Below are 21,784 nucleotides of genomic sequence, written 5' to 3' on the forward strand. Positions count from 1 at the left end.
TTTATTGCAAAATAATTCATAATATAATCTATATATTTTTATATTTTTGTATATTAATAGTAGGTGAAAAAATGAAATCTTATTATGATACAATTCCCAATTTTAAATATTGGGATGTAGAAGCATGGAAAGAATATATTCAAAAGTATATCGTCCCAATATATGAAAATACAAAATATCTTTTAGAACTTAAAGATGAACTTTCTTTATATGTGGGGAAAACTCTGGAAACTTTGAGAGAAAATAACAAAGACCTTATGCCATTCTTTGTTGGGGGAATTGATGAAGAAGGAAATTATGAAGAAAGTAGCATTGCAAGATTAATCTATTTAATGTTTGGAATTTATATTGAGCCAAAGGTATTTATTGGGGAGGGGAGATTAAAAGAGGCCATAATAACATCCAAAAATGAGGATGAATGGACATTTCTTAGGTTTTTGAAAGAAATGAATGAATGCAGTTTAAATATTATTAAAAAATCAGAAATCAAACTTTCATCTATCAAAATTGATGACACAATTCAAAATCCAAGTAAGATTTTGGAAATATTAAATGAGCTTTATAAAGGTTGTGTTTCCTTCAATGCAAGTTATAACTATTACACATTCTTTATTGTAAGTGCTATGGGAGTTCATTGGAAATACCTAATTTCAACATACCCAAAATTGAATGAATATGATGGGATAAAGGAATTCTTGGGATTCCATCCAATGTTTGTTCCAGATGCTGAGGATGAATTTAAAAAGGACTATACAATATGGAGATACAAAAATGAAGGAATTGCAAGTAATTTATTTGCCATGCAATTATATTTATGGTATCTTTTTGACTTTATCAATTATGATGATTACAAAGAAATCTTTGGATATGTTATTGAGGATCCAAAGAATCTAAGGGAGGAATTTAGGAAACTTGTTAAAACTACTCTTGGGTGTGAGGGAGAAATAACCATTAAAAATATAAAAATAAATCCAAAAGATGTGTATTTGGTGGCGATAGAAAAGGAGTATATCATTAAATGGCCAAAAAAAGAAGTTGTTGATAGGTTCTATGATGCCTTTGAAAGAAGATGGAAATTATCCCATTATTTCAGAAGGGAATATGAGATACCTTTTGAAGAGGAAAGGTCAAAACCTAAAATTTTACTTTCAGATTTTTTAGATGAGGTTGCTCCTTTCTTATTCCTAAAACTTGCCTATTTTAGCCTAAGTATGTTTTTCCTACCCGACCCAACCTGTGCGGATAATCCTCTAAAAAGTCCCCATAATAAATTAATATATTCCCATATTTGTGGGTAAAAGTATGGGGTCTGTCCATCGTGAGGATTTAGTAGTAAATGTGAATAAAAGTGCTTCCGCTTAAATTAACCCTCACGATGGACTTGGGTGACATCGGTCTCAACTCTCCTCTGGGTTCATTGGAGAGTAAATCATCGACCTCCACCCCAGTCACGGACATAAAAACCTAACGGTTTTTAAGTTCCCGTCGCTTCGCTCCGGGAGAACTCCAACTCCGCCTAAGAGTTTTTTAACTAATTTAACTCCTCTTTTAAAGATATTAAAAGAGCCGACGAACTGCCTATTGAAAACTCCACATTTTTCGCATGTTACAACCTGTCCCTCTTGGGACTCCATTTTACTCCCGCATACGGGACAGGTTTTTGAAGTATAGTGAGGATTAACGTAAAAAACAATACTCTTATACTCTAACTTTTTCGCTATCTCTCTCCAGCTTGTCCTATCTAAATCTCTGTTAAAGTTCGAATTTTTATACATATTGAGCTTATCCAAATCCTCAAAGATAAAAATTGCATTTGGAAAGAGTTTAGATAGCTGGGAAGTTAATTTGTTAATAAAATCTTCAACTCGATTTTTTCTCCTATTATAATACTTTTTTAGCAATATACTGATTCTTTTTGGGGCTTTTTTATAAATCGACTTTAACTTATCGATAATAACATCATAAACATTCTTTATTCTACGCAGTTCAGATAAATCAATTCTAATCCACCCTTCCTCTGGATGGAATAAATCTAACGACTTTAAGTTGCTATCTACACCGATAACGACTTTTTTATCCGATAAATTTAAAGGTTTTTTAAAGGTTATTAATGCCTCGTTGTCCTTTAAAATAATCTCTCCAATGTCAAAACCTTTAATTTTTTCGAAAAACCATTCATTTTTAATGTCTAAAACTAAATACTCCTTCCTCGCTTTTATCGTTATCCTTATCGTTCCATTTTCTTTATCGTATTTTATTAGGGTATTTTTAACTCTAACAAAAGGTCTTTTAAATGTCGGTTTATTTCTTTTTCTTTTACCATCTAAATAATTCGATTTCCAACTCTCTATTGTTGAATAAGCCACTTTAATAGCCCCATCAACATAATGAGAAGCAAAATTCCATCCATTTAGTAAATAATTTCTTAGTTCTCTTTTGAAATCCTTATCTTTTGGAATTTCTGGGATTAATCGGGTGGTTGTGTAGTATTTGTATTTATTTTTAGATTTAAATCGATGTTTAACTTGTTTTTCTTTCCAGTTGATATTTTCCCAGATAATATCAACTGCTTTCTGAGAGGTACTCATAAATCCATCTAACAAGTTTTTTAAATCGTAATTATGTTTAATCTTGTAAGTTAATACGATTTCGGATGGAAGTTTGTTTTTATTTTGCATTATTCTCGCCTGCAGTATCTTTAATCGTTTTTACATAGCCCCCAACAACCCACATACAATTTTTCCAAGTTTATATCTAATCATTAATAATAACCAATACTCATTTAATATTTAACAGTTTCGGAAGGGGTTCTCCCAACGTAGTCAAATATAGACAATAATTGTTGATGTGTATTTTGTTGATAGGAATGAGAACTACGAAATTGAAACACTATTTGAAGAAGGTTTTGGAAAAATCCACAAAACAATAGAAAAATATAATCCAAATGAAAAAATTAGCATTATTGTTGAAAACATAACGGCTTTTTTACATGCAAAGGAATTTTCCAGTTTAATAAACCTTATTGAAAAGAAACAAAGGTATAAAAGTTTAGAAATCAATTTTTATACACTTGACATTAAAAATAAAAAACTAATTGATCTAAAAGATTATCTAAGGAAATTAAACTTAAGTTCAATATAAGGGCTGTTAATAACCAATAACTAAAAAATAGTATTAGGTAATTCACTCCAATCCATTCAATCTATACAAATACTCCCTAGCAAAGCATCCCTTAGACTTAACCTTAAAAAGTTCTCCATTAAAATTCTCAATATTTCCCATATAAAAATGGCCTTCCAAAGTAGGGCATGGATAGATATCTCCAACTTCATTAACAAATAATAAATCTCCCCTATTTAAAAAACAATAATCCCATTTTCTTTGATAAAGATTTTTTATATAAACTGGATATTTAGATAAGTTATTAAGAACTTTTTCAAACTCCCTAATATTTGGCATTAATTTTAAATCCTCTCTCTTCTTAGGTTTTAATAAATCAAAACTAAAGCTCTTAACTCCTAATGCAATTAGATAATTAACAAACTCCTCCAAATGAGGAAGGTTTTTATTTGTTATTACAATAGTAACTCCAAAAGGAATGTTGTATTCTTTCAATAAGTATATTCCTTTTAGGGTGTCTAATGTAGAAGATCCCCCCTCTTTATAAGGCCTTAATACATCATTAACCTCTAAACCATCAATGCTAACTCCTACATTTATATTTAACTCCTTAATTTCTTCTATATAATCACTTAGCAAAGTTCCATTTGTTTGAATAGCATATCTAAAATTTCCTTTATCTTCTGTATAATTAACAACTTTCTCAATCAATTTGAAATTTAATAATGGTTCTCCTCCAGTAAATTGAATCTTTATATTATCATCAAAATTTAAGAGGTAGTTAATGGCTTTCTTAGCTATTCTAAATTCCATATCTTTATTATTTTTATTTAAAGAGTAGCAGTATGTGCAATTCAAATTACACCTATCTGTTATCTTTAAAATTAGAAATTTCATAATTTCTCCTCTATCAATCCTTCTATTTCTAAGTATTTCTTCCTTAACTTTTCTTTCATCTTATCATCAGCTTTCCACATGCCTCTTTCTATAGCCTCTAATAGCCTTTCAGTTATGTTTAAGAGAGCATAAGGATTATTTTCTCTAAAAAATTGTTCCATATCTTTATCAAAAACATACTTCTCAGCTATCTCCTCATACATCCAATCGTCTATTATATTTGATGTGGCATCCCATTGAAAGATATGGTCAATATACTTTGAAAAGTCACTTGCCCCTTTATAACCATGCCTTTTAAGCCCTTCAATCCACTTAGGATTTAAAATCTTAGTCCTAAATATCTGTTTTCCTTCCTCTTTTAAATGCTTAGTCTTTATCTTATTTGGATTTGAAGTGTCTCCAATATAGCTCTTTGGTTGCTTTTTTGAATAATATGTTACAGCAACTATCATCCCCCCATGATAACTATTAAAATCATCTCCTTCAAATATATCCCACTCTTGGCTATCTTCATTCTTAACAGTTAGCTCTATTTTTGATAATCTATTAATAAACTCCTCCTTAGCCTCCTTTCCATAAATCCCCTTTCCATAGGCATAACCTCCCCACTCAACATAAACTTTAGCCAAATCTTCCAACGATTGCCAGTTCTTGCTCTCCAACAAATCAGCAACTCCAGCCCCATAACATCCTGGCTTGCATCCAAATATCCTATACAAAGAGGTTTCTCTTGCTGTCCTCTCATCCACACCTTTCTTTATCTTCTCCTCAACATCTCTCTTATAATGCTTTCTTATAAAGTTCATTTCATCTGGTTCATCCAAATTAGCAACCATCTTTATAGCTTCATCTATCAAATCAATAACCTGTGGAAAAGTATCTCTAAATAAACCACTAATTCTTAGAGTAACATCAATCCTTGGTCTTCCTAACTCCTCCAATGGGATAACCTCTAAACCTACAACTTTTCCATGTTTCCAAACAGGCCTAACCCCTAAGAGATAGAGAATTTCTCCAATATCATCTCCTTTTGTTCTCATTGTTGGTGAGCCCCAAACAATTATTCCAACATATTCTGGATACCTTCCTTCTTCTTCTAAGTATTTATTTAATAAATCTTCAGCTAACTTCTTTCCCGTCTCATAGGCTCCCTTGCTGGGAATCTCCTGAGGATTGCAGGAATAGAAGTTTCTTCCAGTAGGTAGGCAGTTTATATCTTTTGTAGGAGCTCCAGCTATTTTTGGTGGAATGTATTTGCCTTCTAAGGCATTAACGGCATTCTCTATCTCCTCATTAACCCTCATTAAATCCCTGTGAATCTTTGAAACTATCTTTAAAATCTCTCCAATTTCCTCATTCACTTTTATAGTTTTTAAATTATCTATCTCTTTCTCATTAAAACCTTTCTCCATAAATTCCTTTAATAAATTTAATCCAATCTCATTTATTTTATCTATAATTTTATGATTCTTCCCCTTATTTTTATTTAGCTCTTCCCAATCATAGCCTAAGGTCTTAGCTAATCTCTCCAAATAATTAAATTGGTATCTAACAATCATAAATAGCATGTTAATTAGTTTATCTCCTTTTAGAGGAACTCCCATTATATGCAAGCCCTCATTTATCTGCCTGTTCTTTAACTCCTCTAAATAATCATGGATTTTATTTAATGAACTTTCAAAGTTTTCTTCATTAATATTTTCCCCAATAATTTTCCCATCTAATAAATCCTCATCTAACTTCAATTCTCTAATTTTATTTAAAATCTCTTTTTTTAGAAACTCTTTTTTCTCTTTATTTTCTGCCTCATAATACTCATCAATGTTTTTTTCCAACTCTTCCAAATCTCCATATAAGTCAGATACTGTCATTGGGGGGATTAGATGGCTTATTATTGTTGCATAGCCCCTCCTCTTTGCCTGTGTTCCCTCTCCAGGATTGTTAACTATGTAGGGATAAATATTTGGCAGCTCCATACAAATATCTGGATAACAATCTTTAGACAATCCAGCCCCTTTCCCTGGAAGCCATTCTAAACTTCCATGCTTTCCTATATGCATTACTGCATCTGCTTTAAAAACATCCTTAATCCATTTATAAAAGGCAATATAGTAGTGTGTTGGTGGCATGTCTGGAGAGTGATATATGGCAGAGGGATTTTCTCCGAAGCCCCTTGGTGGCTGAACAGAGATAAAGATATTCCCATTTATTATTCCTGGAATAATTAACTCTCCATTAAAATTCATGACATCTCCAGGAATTGCACCCCAATTTTTTATTAACTCTTTTTTAACTTTTTCAGATAATGAATTAAACCACTTCTCATAATCTTCCTTCTTTATTTTTCCAACAGCCTTTTTTATTATCTCCTCTGTCAAAAATCTCTTATCATTTGTAGGATATCTTAAAAGCTCTTTAATTAACTCAGTTCCATTTTTATATATTTTATCAACAACAAAGCCCCTCTTTTTTAATTCTTTTAGAATATTTAATACACTTTCTGGGCTATCTAATCCAAAGGCACTTGCTATTTTATCATTTCTTGGTGGATAGTTGTGAAAAATTATCGCTATTCTTTTTTCACTATTTTTCTTTAATTTTAAATTTGTATATTTTAATGCTAAATCAACAATCTTCTCAGCCCTATCTTTTATTGCCCTATACTTTATAATTGGAACTCCAACATCACCATCTTTAACCTTCTCTTTTCCACCAATTGGGAAGTGGATTATAGCTCCATCAAACTCTGGCATAGCCATTCCAATAACCAAATCAATTGGATTTATTGACATTGATTTTTCCCAATCTTTAATAAATCCAGTGCTAACAATCCCCTGCAAAATTGGAACATCTAAATCTTTTAAAAATTCTGGTTCATCCTTTAAAATATCTACCTTAACTCCCATAGAAAGAGTGAACATGGTGGTATTTATTAAAACATGGATAAATGGTTTCCCATCTTTATAAAAGAATCTTTTAAACGTTTCCAATATTCCCAAACTTCCCAATTCATTTTTTAAATGAGATGTGAAAACTGCTACAGGTATGGCATCCTTTTTTTCAATAATTTTAATTAAATCGTTGAGATAATCAATATTGTTTGCAATAAACCAATTTCTATAAAATAAGATTCCAATTACTGGTTTTCCATTTATTTCTTTCCCAATATTTTTTAGATGATTTAAATAATCATCTAAAGTTTCAAAGTGTCTTCCTCCATAATAGATACCTTGCCAGGGCATAGGTTTTGGTTTTTCATAAGGAATGCTTTTGTCTCCAAACTTATTGGCTAAATATAATAAGAGATTTTTGTAATTTTCAATCCCTTCATAACCCAAATATTTTATAACTTCTTTTTTAATTTCCTCACTTACTGTTGTAGCCTCATCCAAATCTGGATGAACTTCATTTAATGTAGGGAGTGGAAGGAAAGGAATGCTATTTTTTAAGGTGAATTCTTTTAATTCATCAAAGTATTTAAATGCACTTTTTCCTCCCATGAGTTTTGTAAATACAATGTTGGCATCTTTAATAAATTCTATAAATTCCTTAAACTCTTCCTCGCTACATTTGTAATCCAATATTTTAAGTTCAATTCCATACTTTTTTACTTCCTTATATGCCTCTTCAAAAACCAAATCATCACTATCCACAGTTGAAACAAACCCGATTTTTATCATATTTTCACCATTTAAATTAAATTAAAAAACTTTCAAATAATTTTGATAAATTATATATTACATATTAATTAAAAATTTTTTGGAATGTGATAAAGTAATTTTAAATAAGGTGAAAACATGGAAAAGAAAAAAGAACTTTTAAAGAAAATTAGGGAATTTATGATTTTAAATTTGGAAATTAAAAAACTTTCAAAGGAATTAGGAATTAATGAGATACATGATACTTACGAAAAAGTTACAAAACTTGTTAGAGAACCAAATAAAAAATTATATAAGATGCTTTATGATGCAGCAATGGAAATAGAATATGAAGAATTTGGTGGAAAGAAAAGGAAAGAAATCCCATGGTTCCCAAAAATAGATTATAAAAAATGCAAAAATTGTAAGAAATGCGTTGAGTTTTGCCCTAAAGGCGTCTATGATTTAGAAAATGGCAGAGTTGTTGTTAAATATCCCTACAACTGCATAATTAACTGCAATGCCTGTTCTTATATGTGTTGTGAAAACAATGCTATAATTTTCCCGGAGAATAAAATAGAAAGATTATAATTTCTCATTAATATCCTATTTTGTTTTTATCTCTTATCTTTTATTTATTTTTCTTTTTTTCTTTTATTGATTTTTAGATGAGTTTTGATAATAGTTGATTTTTTAAATCTTTAATACTTCCATTAAATTTAATAACTTTTTTATTGCTCTTCTTAGCTTCTTCTATAAGTTTTAAATTTAATTTATTCATTTCTCCAATTGGAAAGTTGGTATCTATTACAACATCACACATTTTTAAGTAGTTTAATGCTTTTATGTAGTTTTCCTCCGAAATTGGTTGGTATGCCTTTTCTTTAATAATCTCAACTTCCATTGTTTTTGCTACAATATAGTCAATGTCATTCTCATGTAAAACCCCACAATAAATTTTATACCCGCTCTTAACTAAATATCTTAAAACATTCGCCCCGCTACCCCCACCACAAACAACAAAAACTTTTTTGTCGGCAGTATTTTCATTTTTTAATTCAAAGTAACCAATTTCTTTGCAGAAATTTGCATTTTTTATATTGTAAAGGTTATTTACTGTTTCTTTATCCATAACATCTTCTGGATGTCCATAAGCTATTATTTTGCCATCTTTGATTAGTGCTATTTTGTCAGCAATTCTTAAAGCAAGCTCTATGTCATGAATTGTCACAACTATGGCAAGATTATTTTCTATTGCTAATTTTCTCAGCAACAAAGTAAGTTCTATCTTATGTCTTGCATCTAAGAAGGATGTAGGTTCATCTAAAATTAAAACCTTTGGTTCCTGAGCAAGAGCTCTTGCTATCATTATCTTCTGCCTTTCCCCATCACTCATTTCAAGGAAGTTTTTTTCAAGTAGATGTAGTGCATTAACCGCCTTTGCAGAATTTATGATAATTTCCTTATCTTTCTCTGATAATCTTCCAAATAAATCTGTATATGGATGCCTCCCTATTGCAATTATGTCAAATCCTGTTAAATTTCCAGGATTTACCCTCTCTGTTAAAACCACGGCCATTTTTTTAGCAAGTTGAGAAGGTTTTAGTCTATGTATTATATTTGAATTCAAATAAACAACTCCTTTTATGGGTTCTAAATATGTTGCTATACACTTTAACAGTGTTGATTTTCCAACTCCATTTGGGCCTATTATTGCCAAAATTTCCCCTTCTTTAACTTCTAAGTTTACATTATTAACAACAACCCTCTTATGATATCCAACGGCAAGATTTTCTGTTTTTAACATTTAATCACCACTAATATTATAATTTTGCTAAAAACTAAAAAAGAAAAAATTATGTAATTTTTATGGGAATAACAATTCTCTTTTATAAATTAATAGCAATCCTATCAAAAATCCAATTAAAGAAACTACAGTATTTGCAATATCATCCTCAATTTCAACTTTTTTTGTGATCGTGTAATTTTTTACAATTTTATTTACTTTTATGATAACTTTTGACTGGTTGATTGTTAAATTATAATGATAATCGTTAAACTTTATCATTTTTGGACTAATAACTTCAATATTTTCTTTAAAATTCCATATGTATTTAACTAATCTTTTATAAGGTAAATGATATTCAACATATCCTTTTATTTGAGTACTTTTTGAGATATTTATTGGAATTGAAAATGATTTTGTTTCATTTGGTAGTAATTCAAATGAAATATGTGTTTTAGCAGGATTGTAGTTAGAATAATCTGAAAAGTAAATATATCCATAAATTTTTTCAGAGAATGGATTTGTTAAGGTAATATTGCAAAATATTGTTACATTGGATTCATTGGAGTGTATTGTTTTATTGCTAAGTGTAACATTTATTGGACTTAACTTTTTTATCTCAATTAGACATTCATCATATGAAGTAGCTCCAAATGTATCATTAACCTTTAATCTTACAAGATAAATTCCTTCTTTTTTATATCTATGGGAAGGATTTGCATTTGTTGAAGTTGAGTTATCACCAAACTCCCAATAGTAGTTAAGTTTATCCCCTTCATTATCATAACACAAGGAATAGAAGTTAACATCATAGTTATCAACTATCTCAAATACAAAATATGCCTTTGGTGGGGTGTTGTTTTCCCTTGGAATTATGTGGATGATTTTTTTATCTTTTAATGGAACTTCAACAATCCCATTTTCATCAAACAAATAAATCTGAGAGATTTTTATCTCTGTTGTTACATTTTCATTTTTTATTGGTTCTATCCAAAAAGATAAAATGCTAAAATTTCCACTTGTAGTTCCATTTATTTTAATGTCAAAATCTATTGTGTCGTTTTCAACTGTCCAATTTTTATCTATAGTGGATAAACTTGTTGATATATCACTAATTTTCAATAATGTTGAGTTATAGATTATTTTTCCCTTAATTTCAGATATATTTGCATTTAAGTTTTTTGCTTCAATGTAAATGAATCCTTTGTCTCCATAAGAGATGTTCTTTTCAGTTGTTGAAAAACCTACATAACTTTCTACATTAGCTCCACCAATTGTGAAGTTTGCTGGTTTTATAATTGTATTGTTCCCATTTATTTTTATAGATGCGTTAATTATGTAAGTTCCTTCTTTACTTGTGAAGAATGTCAATTTCATCAAATCAAAATTTTCTTTTGAGGTATTTAACTTAGCAAAGAAATTTAAACTATTATTGTTTAAATTCAAATCTACATTTGAAATGTTATTTTCTAAATAATAGAAGTTTAAACCTACAATGCTTAAATTTGGGTAATATATTGTTCCAGTTATATTGTATGTATTTTCTTTTGCGTTTTTTATTGAAATGAGAACATCAAAATTCTCATTTAACTTTGGATTTATGGGGGTTATCTCAACAACCGTTGAATTTAACCCAACAATATTTACTTCAACAGAGTTGTAGGTTGCATCTAAGGTATTTCCATTTACATCTGATAACTTAGGTTTTTGAGTTATTGTGTATGTTCCGTTATCTAATGCCTTAAATCTTAAAGTTGCTATTGTAAAGTTTCCATGTGGAGGGTTATCAAACCATACAAGTGATATGGATATTTTTCCATTACTTACAGAAATATCTTTCAAGTTTGCATTATTGGCTATATCACTTAAAACAATGTCATCCTTAGTTATGTTTAATGCACTTGGAAAATAGATAATATCTTCAAATCCGCCTAAATTTTCTGATACATTTGCATATAATGTTAAATTAAAGTAGTCATACTCACTTACACTAACATTTTCAGGAGTTAATATAACTTCATCTCCACTCACACGGAATAGAAGAGGTAAAAATAAAATTATAAATAACATTGGAAATTTCGACTTCATCATTATCCCCCAATATTATCTAAATTTTGATAGGATAAAGCCAAAAAGAATCCCAGCCAATATTCCAGATAACAAATTAAAACCCAAAAATTTAAAACTACCCTTTTTTTCCACAACTACATTAACTATTGGTTGATATTCTGTTAGATTAATTTCCTTAACAATAACTTCCGGTTCCTTTATATTGGGAGTTATGTAGATTCTGTTTATTATTGTTGATGATGAAGATGATTCATATTCTTCCACATCTTCTTTCAGTTTCATCGTTGTATTTGTTACATTCCCAGCGCTTTTTATTGTTATATTTGCTCCGAGGAATTTTGTATTTGGATATTTTTTGAATGTTTTAGTGTAATAATCATAATATTCATTAACTCCATCATACTTATAACCCAATGTTGAACTGACAGACCCTGATAAATTTAATTGAACTTCTCCTTCTTTAATTGGAATAAACATCACTTCTCCAATACAAAAATCTTCTTCAATAGGCTTATCAAAAACAACTTTAGCATTAAATACACCATCTTTAAATTCATAGGATTTTAATTTCTCTTTTTTACAAATATCACTCCAATTAAACCCATATGGCTTTAAATAATCAGAGTAATTTATACAAATACTAACTCCACGGCATCCACCATCTTCCATTCCATTGTACTCGTCTTTAATTTCACCAATTTTTGGGATATTTTCTACCGTTATGTTAAATTTAATAATCTCTCCATTTGAAACAACCTTTTCAGGGACTAATTTAACGTAGATATCCTCTGCATAAGAAATATCTAAAAAAATAGAAATAAGGGTTAAAAGAACTAAAAAACGCTTATTCATTACCTACCACCTTTTTTATAATGTAGGCCACCAATCCTACTAAAAGAACTGCAAATATAATCGTTATTGGATTAAATAAAAATGAATCATTTTTTTCTGTTTTTTGAGTAGAATTGGATGTTATTTTTAGATTTACTGTTTTTTGAGGAATTTTAATAGCATTTCCTTCACTATCTGAGGCTACTGCCTTTATTGTTATTGTTGCATTTCCACTTTTTATGGCTTTTATTTTGAATTCGCCAACTTTAAAGTCTTCATTTTTTGGATTTGTTAAAAAAGCATACTGTATTGCTGCACTCCTGTTTTTATTCATTGTCATTGTTAAGTTATAATCTGCTCCAACATCATATGTAATCACATCATCTACTACAAGGTTATCAGAAAGGTAAATATTACATTCTAAACCTCCACAACTTGAAACATTATTTGCGTAAACTTCTACAGTAAATAAATCTCCTTTTTTAACTTTAGGAGGGGCGTTTACTGAAATATCTATTGCCATGCATGTTGGAAGTATAAGAAGAATCAGTAATGCAGCAAACTTTTTCATGTTATCACCAAATTAAAGATTACTTTATTAATAATAAAAATTACCGTAAAATATATATACTTATTGCTATAATCTTAACTAAAGATTTTTTTAATACTATTAACCATTTGTTTAAAATAATAATAATCTAATATAAATGTTAAATGGTGGTATGATGCCGAAAAATATTAATACCACTGGGTATATATTACTTACCGTTTTCTTACTATTAGTGCCTGTATATGCAGAAGGTGATTACAACTATAGATTGGGTGATGTAAATAAGGATGGTTCCATTAATATTGCAGATGTGGTTTATCTCTTCAAACATAGAGACCTCAACATAGAAGATGGTGATTTAAACGCAGATAATAGTATAGATATTGCCGACGTCGTTTATCTCTTTGTTAATTATCAAAAAATGAGGGAGCCAATTCACTACGCCCAAAATATAAAAATAACGTACTATGATGAAAATGGAAATATAGTAAATCCATACAATGGAGAAAGCTATGCTTATAAAATAGTTGAAGATGCCACTGGGCAGAGATTTTTATTAAAAAATGAAACTCAGCCAATTCCTTCCTGGGCTGAAGGAAAATACGACAAGGTAATTAATGTTCCATTAAAAAAGGTCGTTGTAATGAGTTCTACCCACATAGCTTTAATGGAACCACTAAACAATGACGGTTCAGTAATCAGTTCAGTGAAGGGAATAATGTGGGGAGGAACATACAAGTGGTACTTTAAAGACATTGAAGAAGGGCTTAATAATGGCTCAATAATTGACGTTGGTTCATCATGGAATCCAAATTATGACTTGATCATCAATATCTCACCACAGGTTGTATTTGTCTATCCAGGATACAGTGGAGATAAAATAATTGAAAAATGTAAAGAACTTAATTTAACTTACGTTGCTGATGCAGAATACTTAGAAAATTCCTATCTTGCAAGATGTGAATGGGTAAAGATGTTTGCAGCATTTTACAACAAGGAAGACGTTGCAAGCAAATACTTCACAAGAATAGAAAAGAGAGCATTGAACGTTAAAAGATTAACAAGAAACTGTGATAGGCCATTAGTGGCATGGGGTAAGAATTACCCAAGTTATGGAGGAACCTACGTACCTAAAGCACAATCTTATGTGGCTAAGGGAATAATGGAAGACTGCAAAGGAGATTATATATTCAAAGACATTCCAGGAACTGGCAGCGAGTGCATAAGTTATGAGACCTTTGCAGAAAGAGCAAAAGATGCAGATATTTGGGTGATTCCATCAAGCACAGCATGGTTGTCAAACTTCAAAGAAGACCATCCAGGATACGAGAACTTCAAAGCTGTGCAGAATGGTAGATTGTTCTGCATAAGTGGTGATTATTGGCAACTTGGATTGATGAATACGGATGAAGTACTGTACGATTTAGCAACAATAATACACCCTGAAGTGTTTAAAGGAAGAACCACCCATTACTTCCTCAAATATGATCCAAATACAAATACTGCTGAACCATATACAGCAGAATAATGGATTATAAATTTCCCAGTTTCTTTTTACTTTAAAAATTTTAAAGGTGACAGTGGGATGAAATGGAAAACAGCGTTATTATCGATTTTGGTTATATCTCTTATGGGAGTGTATGGTGAAAATGTAACAGTAGAATTAGTCCCATCTAATTTAAATGTAAATTTAGGGCAGAGTTTTAATTTAACCTTAGAAGTAAAAAATGTTCCAAATGGAACTATTTCTGATGGATACAATAACTATTCAGGATATTGTAGTGGAATTGAAACCTATATTTATTTTAACTCAAGTGCATTGAATATATCTGAGAATGACATCGTCTTAAGTGGTGATATAACCAATAATATAAAAGATAAAAGTATTTCTGTGAGTAACGGAAGAATATGGATATCTATATGGTTTAGCAATCCTCTACATGGAAACTTTACAATAGCTACTTTAAGATTTAAAGCATTAGAACAATCAGATACAGAAGTTACCTTAGGGGGAACAGTAGTTTCAAATTCAGATGGAGATTATACATGGAAAGTTAGTAATAACAACTTAATTTTGAAAAATTCACATGTAAAAATAGTTGTAGAACCTATTGCCGACTTATTAGTACCTAAAACTGTAAATGCAGAACTTGGAGATAATGTAACCATTTCAGTGGTTGTTGCTCCAAAAGAAAATAAAACTTTAAAGACAATTGAAGGAACATTGTCATTCGATAAAAATATGTTAGAGCCTTTCAATATATCATCAAGTGTAGGAAATGTTTTCTTCAACAGTTCAAACAACTTTTTCAAAATAAGCAATTTAAACCAATCAACAAACTTCACAATTAACATCACCTACAATGTGATAAATGTTGGAAATACCACAGTAAAATTGGATAATATCTATATGGAAGATATTAATGGAAGTTACGTAAAGGGCATTTCATCAAATGCAACCACAATAATAATTCCGGGGCCTGATTTAGTAGTGGAGGAAATAATTCCAGTATCACTAAAAGCATATACAAATAACACAATACCTGTATTAATAAAGAATATTGGAGAGAGAAATGTAACAGGCAACTTCTCAGTTAAGTTGTTGGCAGATACATATGAAATAGGAACCTCCACAGTTAATGGATTAAATGTTGGGGAAGTTAAGGAAATAAACTTTACATTCATGCCTATGGAGGAAAGGAATTATACACTTTGTGCCTTAGTCGATTGTGCCAATGATGTAAAAGAGATTAATGAAAATAATAACAAATATGTTATTAAATTATATGCTACAGAGGAGCCAATAAGTGTAAATTTAATATCATCAACAAACTTAACAAAAACTGAAAAAACTTTTGAAGTAAATATAACATTAAACAACATAACATCTGACAGACCTGCAAAGGCAATAGAGGGAGTTTTAACATATAATCCTAAGATATTAAAATGCATAAACTTCACATTCCTTATAAATTCATCTGAAATAAATGGAACATTGTTACAAAATGTAACATATGAAAATGATAAAGTAATATTCAAATTAATGGATGGAATTATTAACCATTCCATCGTTGTTGCAACTGCTAAGTTCGAGGCATTAGATGTTGGAAACTCAGATATTGAATTGTCAGATTTAGTTGTATCTGACATAAATGGTTATAAATTCAATAAAATATCAACAAACAAAGTAAACATTGTTGTACAAGGACCAAACATTAAAATAGCTAACATTAATGTACCAAATCCATCAATATACAGAATTCCAACAACAATAAACATTACAGTAACAAACAATGGACATCAAGACGCAAAACCATTCGATATTGTGTTGTATGCAGACACTGAAGAAATTGGAAAAGTAACTGTTAATGGATTAAATATTAGCCAAAGTAAAACGATAACACTCAATTGGACTCCAGATGATATAAAAACATTCACAATAGTGGCATTAGCTGATCCAAATAATGCAATTAAAGAAGAAAATGAAAGCGATAACAAGCTTGTTAAGAAAATAAATGTTGTTGAAATCCCAGTTTGGGTTAATATATATAACACAACACCAATTGTCAATGGAACATTTAATGCTACAATAGAAGTTAATGGAATAAATGAAAGATTATGTAGTGGATATGATGGAAAGTTGATATTCAAAAACTTAAAGATTGAAAGCATAAAGCTTATTGGAACAAACAACTACACAATAAACAACAATGAATTAATATTTACAGGATACAATTTCACAAAATCTGGAAACTTCAAAATAGCAAACATAACATTTAAGATAATTGATGAAAATAAAAGTTACTCAGCAATATTGAAGTACATGGTTTTATCAGACAAAGATGGATATAAGTTTGAGAGAGTATTTATCAACAACACAATATTAGATGAAAACTTACAAAAAGTCTTTAAAGGTCTGCATATTGAAGCAGATGTACTTGATAAAGTGGATATTGACAATGTGAAGTTAGAATCTGTTGGAAATATTAACATAACAGCATTGCCTATTAAAATTGGAAATGTGGCGGATGAGATTACTATTCCAAAAGTTAGTGAAAACTTATCAATAAACATTACGGATGATGTTATATCAACGATGAGTTTAATTTCTAACGAAGCAGAATCTCTAAGTGAAATCACAAAAGTTATTGACAATGAAAAAGAGTTAAATGAAACACTAAATAAAATAACAGAAGATATTAAGCCAGTATTATGTGTTGGATTTAACATAACAAATATAACAAAAGAAGAACCAAAAGTAGAAATTATTGGAAATGAGAAAGTTATAAAAGCAAAAGTAAAACTTAAAGTAGAAAATATATCCAATAAAGGATTTACCATAATAAGAATTCCAATAGGAACTTTAAAAGTTAAAGAAATAACCATAAACAACGGAACAGAAAACATAACCTTAAAAGAAAACGATATAACAAGTACAATTGGATGGTATAGAATTCCGGTTAGTGGAGTGTTAGAGATAACCTTAATTAAAGACCCAGAAGTAAGCATTGAGCTTGCAGCAACATTACCAGTATCTACATCAACAACTACAACTTACTACAGCGGTGGAGGAGGCCATCACAGAGCTATTGAGCAATACCCAGGAGTAGCAGAAGATATAAAATCAGAGAAGATAAAAGAAATGGTTTATAAGGCTAAGATAATCCTCGGCTCAGAAGTAGATAACAACTTATCTGCAAAATACCTTAAGAATACCACTGAATTAGTGAATCAGTCATTAGAAATAAAAGAAGATTGTATTTTAATTGGAGGGCCAGTAGCTAACCCAGTAGTTAAAAAATACCTTTGGACGTTCCCAGTTAAAGTAACTAATGACTATCCAGGTAAGAATAGAGGGGTTATTGAGAAACAAATAATAAACGGTCATACAGTTATCTTATTAGCAGGTTCAGACAGATGGGGAACAAAGGCAGCGGTTGAATACTTCAAAACATTAGATGATATTCCAGATGAGCCAATATTCGTAGAATGGAAAGATGGGAAGGCTGTGAAGATTGAAAAGCCATAAATTTTCTACAATATTATTTTTGTTTTGTAATCATAAAAATCTAAATTTTATTCCTACTTTTAACAGTATTTAAAAAAATAAATCATAAATTATATATATCTATTTTATCAAATTATTACTACAATGTTATTTAATAAAATTATTGACATAAGGTTTTAATAATTATGGGGTGGATAGCGATGGTTAAAAAAATACTTAAAATACTTTCAGCTATGTTGATGATTTTATTAACACCAATAGTATTTGGAGAAAATATTGGAGATGTAAATGGGGATGGTTCAATAAATATTGCAGATGTAGTATATCTTTTTAAGCATAGGGACGTTGGATTAGAAAAAGGAGATTTAAACTGTGATAATTCAGTTGATATTGCAGATGTTGTGTATCTATTTAACAACTACCAAAAGTGGAGAGAACCTGTAGTATTCGCTAAAAACTTTGAAATAGAATATTATGACGCAAATGGAAATCCAGTAAGTTATGATGATAATTGGGCATATAAAATTATAACAACAAAATACGGAAATGAGATATATAATAAATACTGCATTGTAAGAGAAGGAGAAGAACCACCAAGCAATTTACCTTCTGATGTAAAAGTCATCTACGCTCCTGTAAAAAAAGTTGCTACATTAAGTGCATTCCAAGTAGCAATGCTTGAAGCATTAGATAACGACAGTGTAAGGGAATCTATAAGAGGGGTATCTGAATATACATACACCAAAATAAAGGATTATGGAGTATTCCCCAAATTAAAATCTTATGTCGATAATGGAAATATTGTTCCAATTGGAAAATGGGGTGCTATAGATAAAGAGGCTTTATTGAACATAAGTCCAGATATAGTATTCCTTGCGTGGACCCATGGTTATTTAGCTACGGATATGAATACAGTTTCAGATTTAGGTATGAATTATTTAGTAACTGTTGAATCAAATGAACCTGACTTCCTTGCAAAGGCAGAATGGGCAAAAGTTTATGCTGCATTTTATAACTTAGACAAGAAAGGAAATGATTTCTTACAAAAAGTTTGGGAAAAGAGAAATGAATTAATAAGAAAAACAAGAAACGCCGCTTACAGACCAAAAGTTGCTATGCTCTACTGGTCACCATATTCTGGACCTTGGGTATATTGTGCCCAAAACTACTATGCAAAATGGATATTGGATGTTAAAGGAGATTACTGCTTCCTTGATATTCCAGGAACTTCTTATGTAAATCTTGACAAAGAAACAACCTTGGAACATATTAATGGATGTGATGTGTTCATTTACATGAACTGGAACTCACTGAATGAGCCAATGGACACACTTGATGAATTAAAAGAAAGAAGACCTGACTTAGCACCAGTATTAGACAGTGCAAAGAGGGTATATACAACAAAATTCAGTTACTCATATGATGGAAATGTAAATATGGACTTATTAATGGAAGATTTTGCAAGGATGATACATCCAGAATGCTTTGATGGTGGAGATAGCAACTTACATTACTTCAAGAAGTTGAAATAATCCAATTTTTGATATATAGCATATTAATTTTTTAGGAACCAAGTCCATAAAAAATGTTTTAATATTTTTTAACTTTTTTACTTAAAATTTAAATTTATAAATTTAACATATTTTTATATTTTTTCAAAATAAATATAATAACAATATTATATATAATCATTGAAGTTGAATAAGGTGATACATTTTGAAAATTAGAGTGGGCTTACTCTCGATATTTCTTTTATTTATATTATTTTCTTTGTTAATATTGAGTATAACAAACGGAACTATTAAAATAGAACCAAAAAATTTTTACAACTATGTCTTAGAAGGCACTACTGGAAATCCCATATATGATAAAATAATTGAAAAGTGCAGAATACCAAGGACTGTTGGAGCGGTATTTGCAGGAATGGGGTTGGCTGTTGCAGGCTTGTTAATGCAAAGTTTGTTTAGAAATCCTCTTGCAGACCCCTACCTAATAGGAGTATCGGGTGGGGCCTCTTTAGGAGTAGCACTTTATGTTTTTACATCTTTACTCTTCAAATTTGGCATACCCCACTCCATATGGGGATTTATTATATCTGCTTATTTAGGTTCATTATTATCCATGTTTGTTGTATTATCTCTCGCAAAGAAGGTTAAACAGATTACTACACTTTTAATTGTTGGTCTTATGATAGGTTATATTTCATCTGGATTAATTACAATTGTTATTGCATTTAGTGATTTTGTTGGGGTTAACAATGATGTTTTAGCAAGTTTTATGATGTGGGGATACGGTTCTTTGAGTTCATTAACAATGAAACAGTCATTAATAATGGGAGTTTTAGTAGTTATATGCTGCTTTATAACATACTCTTTATCAAAATTCCTTGATGCCTATTTACTTGGAGAAAATTACGCAAAAAGTGTAGGAATTGATATTAAAAAATTAAGAATTTTGATTATTTTAATATCTTGCATGATTACGGCAACTATTGTAGCATTTGCTGGACCTATAGGGTTTATTGGGTTGGTATGTCCAATAACTGCAAGATTGTTGTGTGGAACGTCAAAACACATTTATGTAATCCCAAACGCCATGTTAATTGGGGCAATTTTCTTAATAGTGGCAGATATTCTTGTGAGGCCAGGTATTGTAATTCCAACAACAAGTTCAGAATTGCCTTTAATGTGTCCTTTGGCAATAATAGGATCTCCAATTGCTATAATCATATACATAAAAAGAAAAATTATGGGGATTTAAATGAGAAAAACTCTTATTATTTTGTTGTTAGTGATATTAACTTCTTCACTCTTTGTCTATGGAATTTTTAAAGGAGGAAATGCAAAATCGATAAGTATGGAAGATGTCAAGAATTTTTTGTTGTATGGAAGTACTGGAGATAAATTTAAAGATATATTAATATGGAAAATTAGAATTCCACCATTAATAACTGCCATAATAGTTGGTGCAGTTTTGTCTGTTTCTGGATTAAAGCTTCAAACATTATTTAGGAATCTTTTAGCTTCTCCTTACACAACAGGCATTTCAAGTGGGGTTGTTCTTGGGGTGGCAATTACTATATTCCTTGGATTTTCATTTTCAAGTTTTTTGGGGGTATCTGATTATGTTGTGGGTGGCTGGATAGGAGCTGCTATAGCATTGGTTATTATATTGTTTCTTGCTTCAAAAATAAAGGATGTTAGTGGAGTGTTGGTTTGTACGTTGTTGTTTGGATATTTCTATTACGGGATTGAAAGTTATCTCATAAATTTTGCAGATAACGTGCAAATTCAAGAATTTTGGATGTATCTACAAGGCAGTTTTTCAGGTACAGGATGGGAAGACATAAAATTAATGGTAGTTTGTTCATTAATCTTTCTGATTTCATCCTATTTACTCTCAAAACACTTAAATGCCTTATTGTTTGGTGAAAATTATGCAAAAAGTTTTGGTTTGAATATAAAACAAGTTAGAATAATAATTTTATTCCTTTCAGGTTTTATTGTTGGTGTGGTAATACCATTTGTAGGTTTAATTCCATTTATTGGAATTGCCTCTCCATATATTGCAAGGATTTTGATGAAAACATCAGACCACAGATGGACAATTCCTGCATCAATGTTAATTGGAATGGTTATTTCACTAATGTGTTATTTAGTGTCAATAAAACTATTTGCTCCAAGAGTAGTTCCTGTAAAATCTATCTTAGATTTGTTAGGTGGGTTGTTGGTAGTTTATTTAATATATAAGTCAGAAAAAAATATGGCTCTATAATTTTGGCAAAACTCTGAGTTTTGCCGTATATTAATTTTTCGCATAAGTGGATAAAAACTTATAAAAATTATGATGCATAAATAATTTATCATGATTAATTGTTATAAATA

General features: G+C 30.2%; 15 protein-coding genes. 8 read left to right on the plus strand and 7 right to left on the minus strand.

What is annotated here, in order from left to right:
• Positions 1 to 71 precede the first annotated feature (71 nt).
• The gene (locus METIG_RS02645) at positions 72 to 1,298 is read left to right on the plus strand and encodes a hypothetical protein (RefSeq protein ID WP_013798700.1); all 1,227 of its coding nucleotides are present in this window, start codon (positions 72 to 74) and stop codon (positions 1,296 to 1,298) included.
• 150 nt (positions 1,299 to 1,448) lie between these two features.
• Here the strand turns inward: METIG_RS02645 and METIG_RS02650 are convergent, their stop codons facing one another.
• Positions 1,449 to 2,678 (minus strand): RNA-guided endonuclease InsQ/TnpB family protein, encoded by a 1,230-nt coding sequence (locus METIG_RS02650; RefSeq protein ID WP_013798701.1) that lies wholly within the window; start codon positions 2,676 to 2,678, stop codon positions 1,449 to 1,451.
• A 169-nt stretch (positions 2,679 to 2,847) separates the two neighbouring features.
• Here METIG_RS02650 and METIG_RS02655 point away from each other — a divergent pair, with 169 nt between their 5' ends.
• On the plus strand, positions 2,848 to 3,141 hold the full coding sequence (locus tag METIG_RS02655; RefSeq protein WP_048055500.1) for a hypothetical protein: 294 nt from the start codon (positions 2,848 to 2,850) through the stop codon (positions 3,139 to 3,141).
• 42 nt (positions 3,142 to 3,183) lie between these two features.
• Here METIG_RS02655 and METIG_RS02660 read toward each other — a convergent pair whose 3' ends face one another.
• On the minus strand, positions 3,184 to 4,017 hold the full coding sequence (locus METIG_RS02660) for a radical SAM protein (protein WP_013798702.1): 834 nt from the start codon (positions 4,015 to 4,017) through the stop codon (positions 3,184 to 3,186).
• On the minus strand, positions 4,014 to 7,697 hold the full coding sequence (gene cobN, locus METIG_RS02665; protein WP_013798703.1) for a cobaltochelatase subunit CobN: 3,684 nt from the start codon (positions 7,695 to 7,697) through the stop codon (positions 4,014 to 4,016). Before cobN ends, METIG_RS02660 begins: the two co-directional genes overlap by 4 nt.
• 117 nt (positions 7,698 to 7,814) lie before the next feature.
• Here cobN and METIG_RS02670 point away from each other — a divergent pair, with 117 nt between their 5' ends.
• Positions 7,815 to 8,246, plus strand: a complete 432-nt coding sequence (locus METIG_RS02670) for a 4Fe-4S dicluster domain-containing protein (protein WP_013798704.1) — start codon at positions 7,815 to 7,817, stop codon at positions 8,244 to 8,246.
• A 73-nt stretch (positions 8,247 to 8,319) separates the two neighbouring features.
• On the opposite strand, the gene METIG_RS02675 is transcribed toward METIG_RS02670, so the two are convergent.
• From METIG_RS02675 to METIG_RS02690, 4 genes are read right to left on the minus strand one after another with little or no spacing between them, the layout of a single operon-like run.
• Positions 8,320 to 9,462: an ABC transporter ATP-binding protein gene (locus tag METIG_RS02675; protein WP_013798705.1), complete on the minus strand. Its 1,143-nt coding sequence runs from the start codon at positions 9,460 to 9,462 to the stop codon at positions 8,320 to 8,322.
• Between the two features lie 60 nt (positions 9,463 to 9,522).
• Complete coding sequence (locus METIG_RS02680) at positions 9,523 to 11,529, minus strand: PKD domain-containing protein (protein WP_013798706.1); 2,007 nt, start codon at positions 11,527 to 11,529, stop codon at positions 9,523 to 9,525.
• Between the two features lie 15 nt (positions 11,530 to 11,544).
• On the minus strand, positions 11,545 to 12,363 hold the full coding sequence (locus METIG_RS02685) for a hypothetical protein (RefSeq protein ID WP_013798707.1): 819 nt from the start codon (positions 12,361 to 12,363) through the stop codon (positions 11,545 to 11,547).
• Positions 12,356 to 12,913 (minus strand): hypothetical protein, encoded by a 558-nt coding sequence (locus METIG_RS02690; protein ID WP_013798708.1) that lies wholly within the window; start codon positions 12,911 to 12,913, stop codon positions 12,356 to 12,358. Before METIG_RS02690 ends, METIG_RS02685 begins: the two co-directional genes overlap by 8 nt.
• Before the next feature lie 154 nt (positions 12,914 to 13,067).
• On the opposite strand from METIG_RS02690, the gene METIG_RS02695 reads away from it, so the two are divergent.
• From METIG_RS02695 to METIG_RS02715, 5 genes are all read left to right on the plus strand, one after another.
• Positions 13,068 to 14,420, plus strand: coding sequence for an ABC transporter substrate-binding protein (locus tag METIG_RS02695; protein ID WP_013798709.1), 1,353 nt, complete (start codon positions 13,068 to 13,070; stop codon positions 14,418 to 14,420).
• Between the two features lie 57 nt (positions 14,421 to 14,477).
• Positions 14,478 to 17,921 carry a CARDB domain-containing protein gene (locus tag METIG_RS02700; protein WP_013798710.1) on the plus strand — a complete coding sequence of 1,148 codons (3,444 nt, stop codon included), beginning with the start codon at positions 14,478 to 14,480 and terminating at the stop codon, positions 17,919 to 17,921.
• A gap of 179 nt (positions 17,922 to 18,100) precedes the next feature.
• Positions 18,101 to 19,432 carry an ABC transporter substrate-binding protein gene (locus tag METIG_RS02705; RefSeq protein ID WP_013798711.1) on the plus strand — a complete coding sequence of 444 codons (1,332 nt, stop codon included), beginning with the start codon at positions 18,101 to 18,103 and terminating at the stop codon, positions 19,430 to 19,432.
• Positions 19,433 to 19,616: 184 nt separating this feature from the next.
• Entirely contained in the window at positions 19,617 to 20,660 is a 1,044-nt protein-coding gene (locus METIG_RS02710) for a FecCD family ABC transporter permease (RefSeq protein ID WP_013798712.1), read from the plus strand.
• On the plus strand, positions 20,661 to 21,674 hold the full coding sequence (locus tag METIG_RS02715) for a FecCD family ABC transporter permease (RefSeq protein WP_013798713.1): 1,014 nt from the start codon (positions 20,661 to 20,663) through the stop codon (positions 21,672 to 21,674).
• Positions 21,675 to 21,784: the final 110 nt, after the last annotated feature.

Source organism: Methanotorris igneus Kol 5, from assembly GCF_000214415.1.
Classification (GTDB): Archaea; AGJL01; Methanococci; order Methanococcales; family Methanococcaceae; genus Methanotorris; species Methanotorris igneus.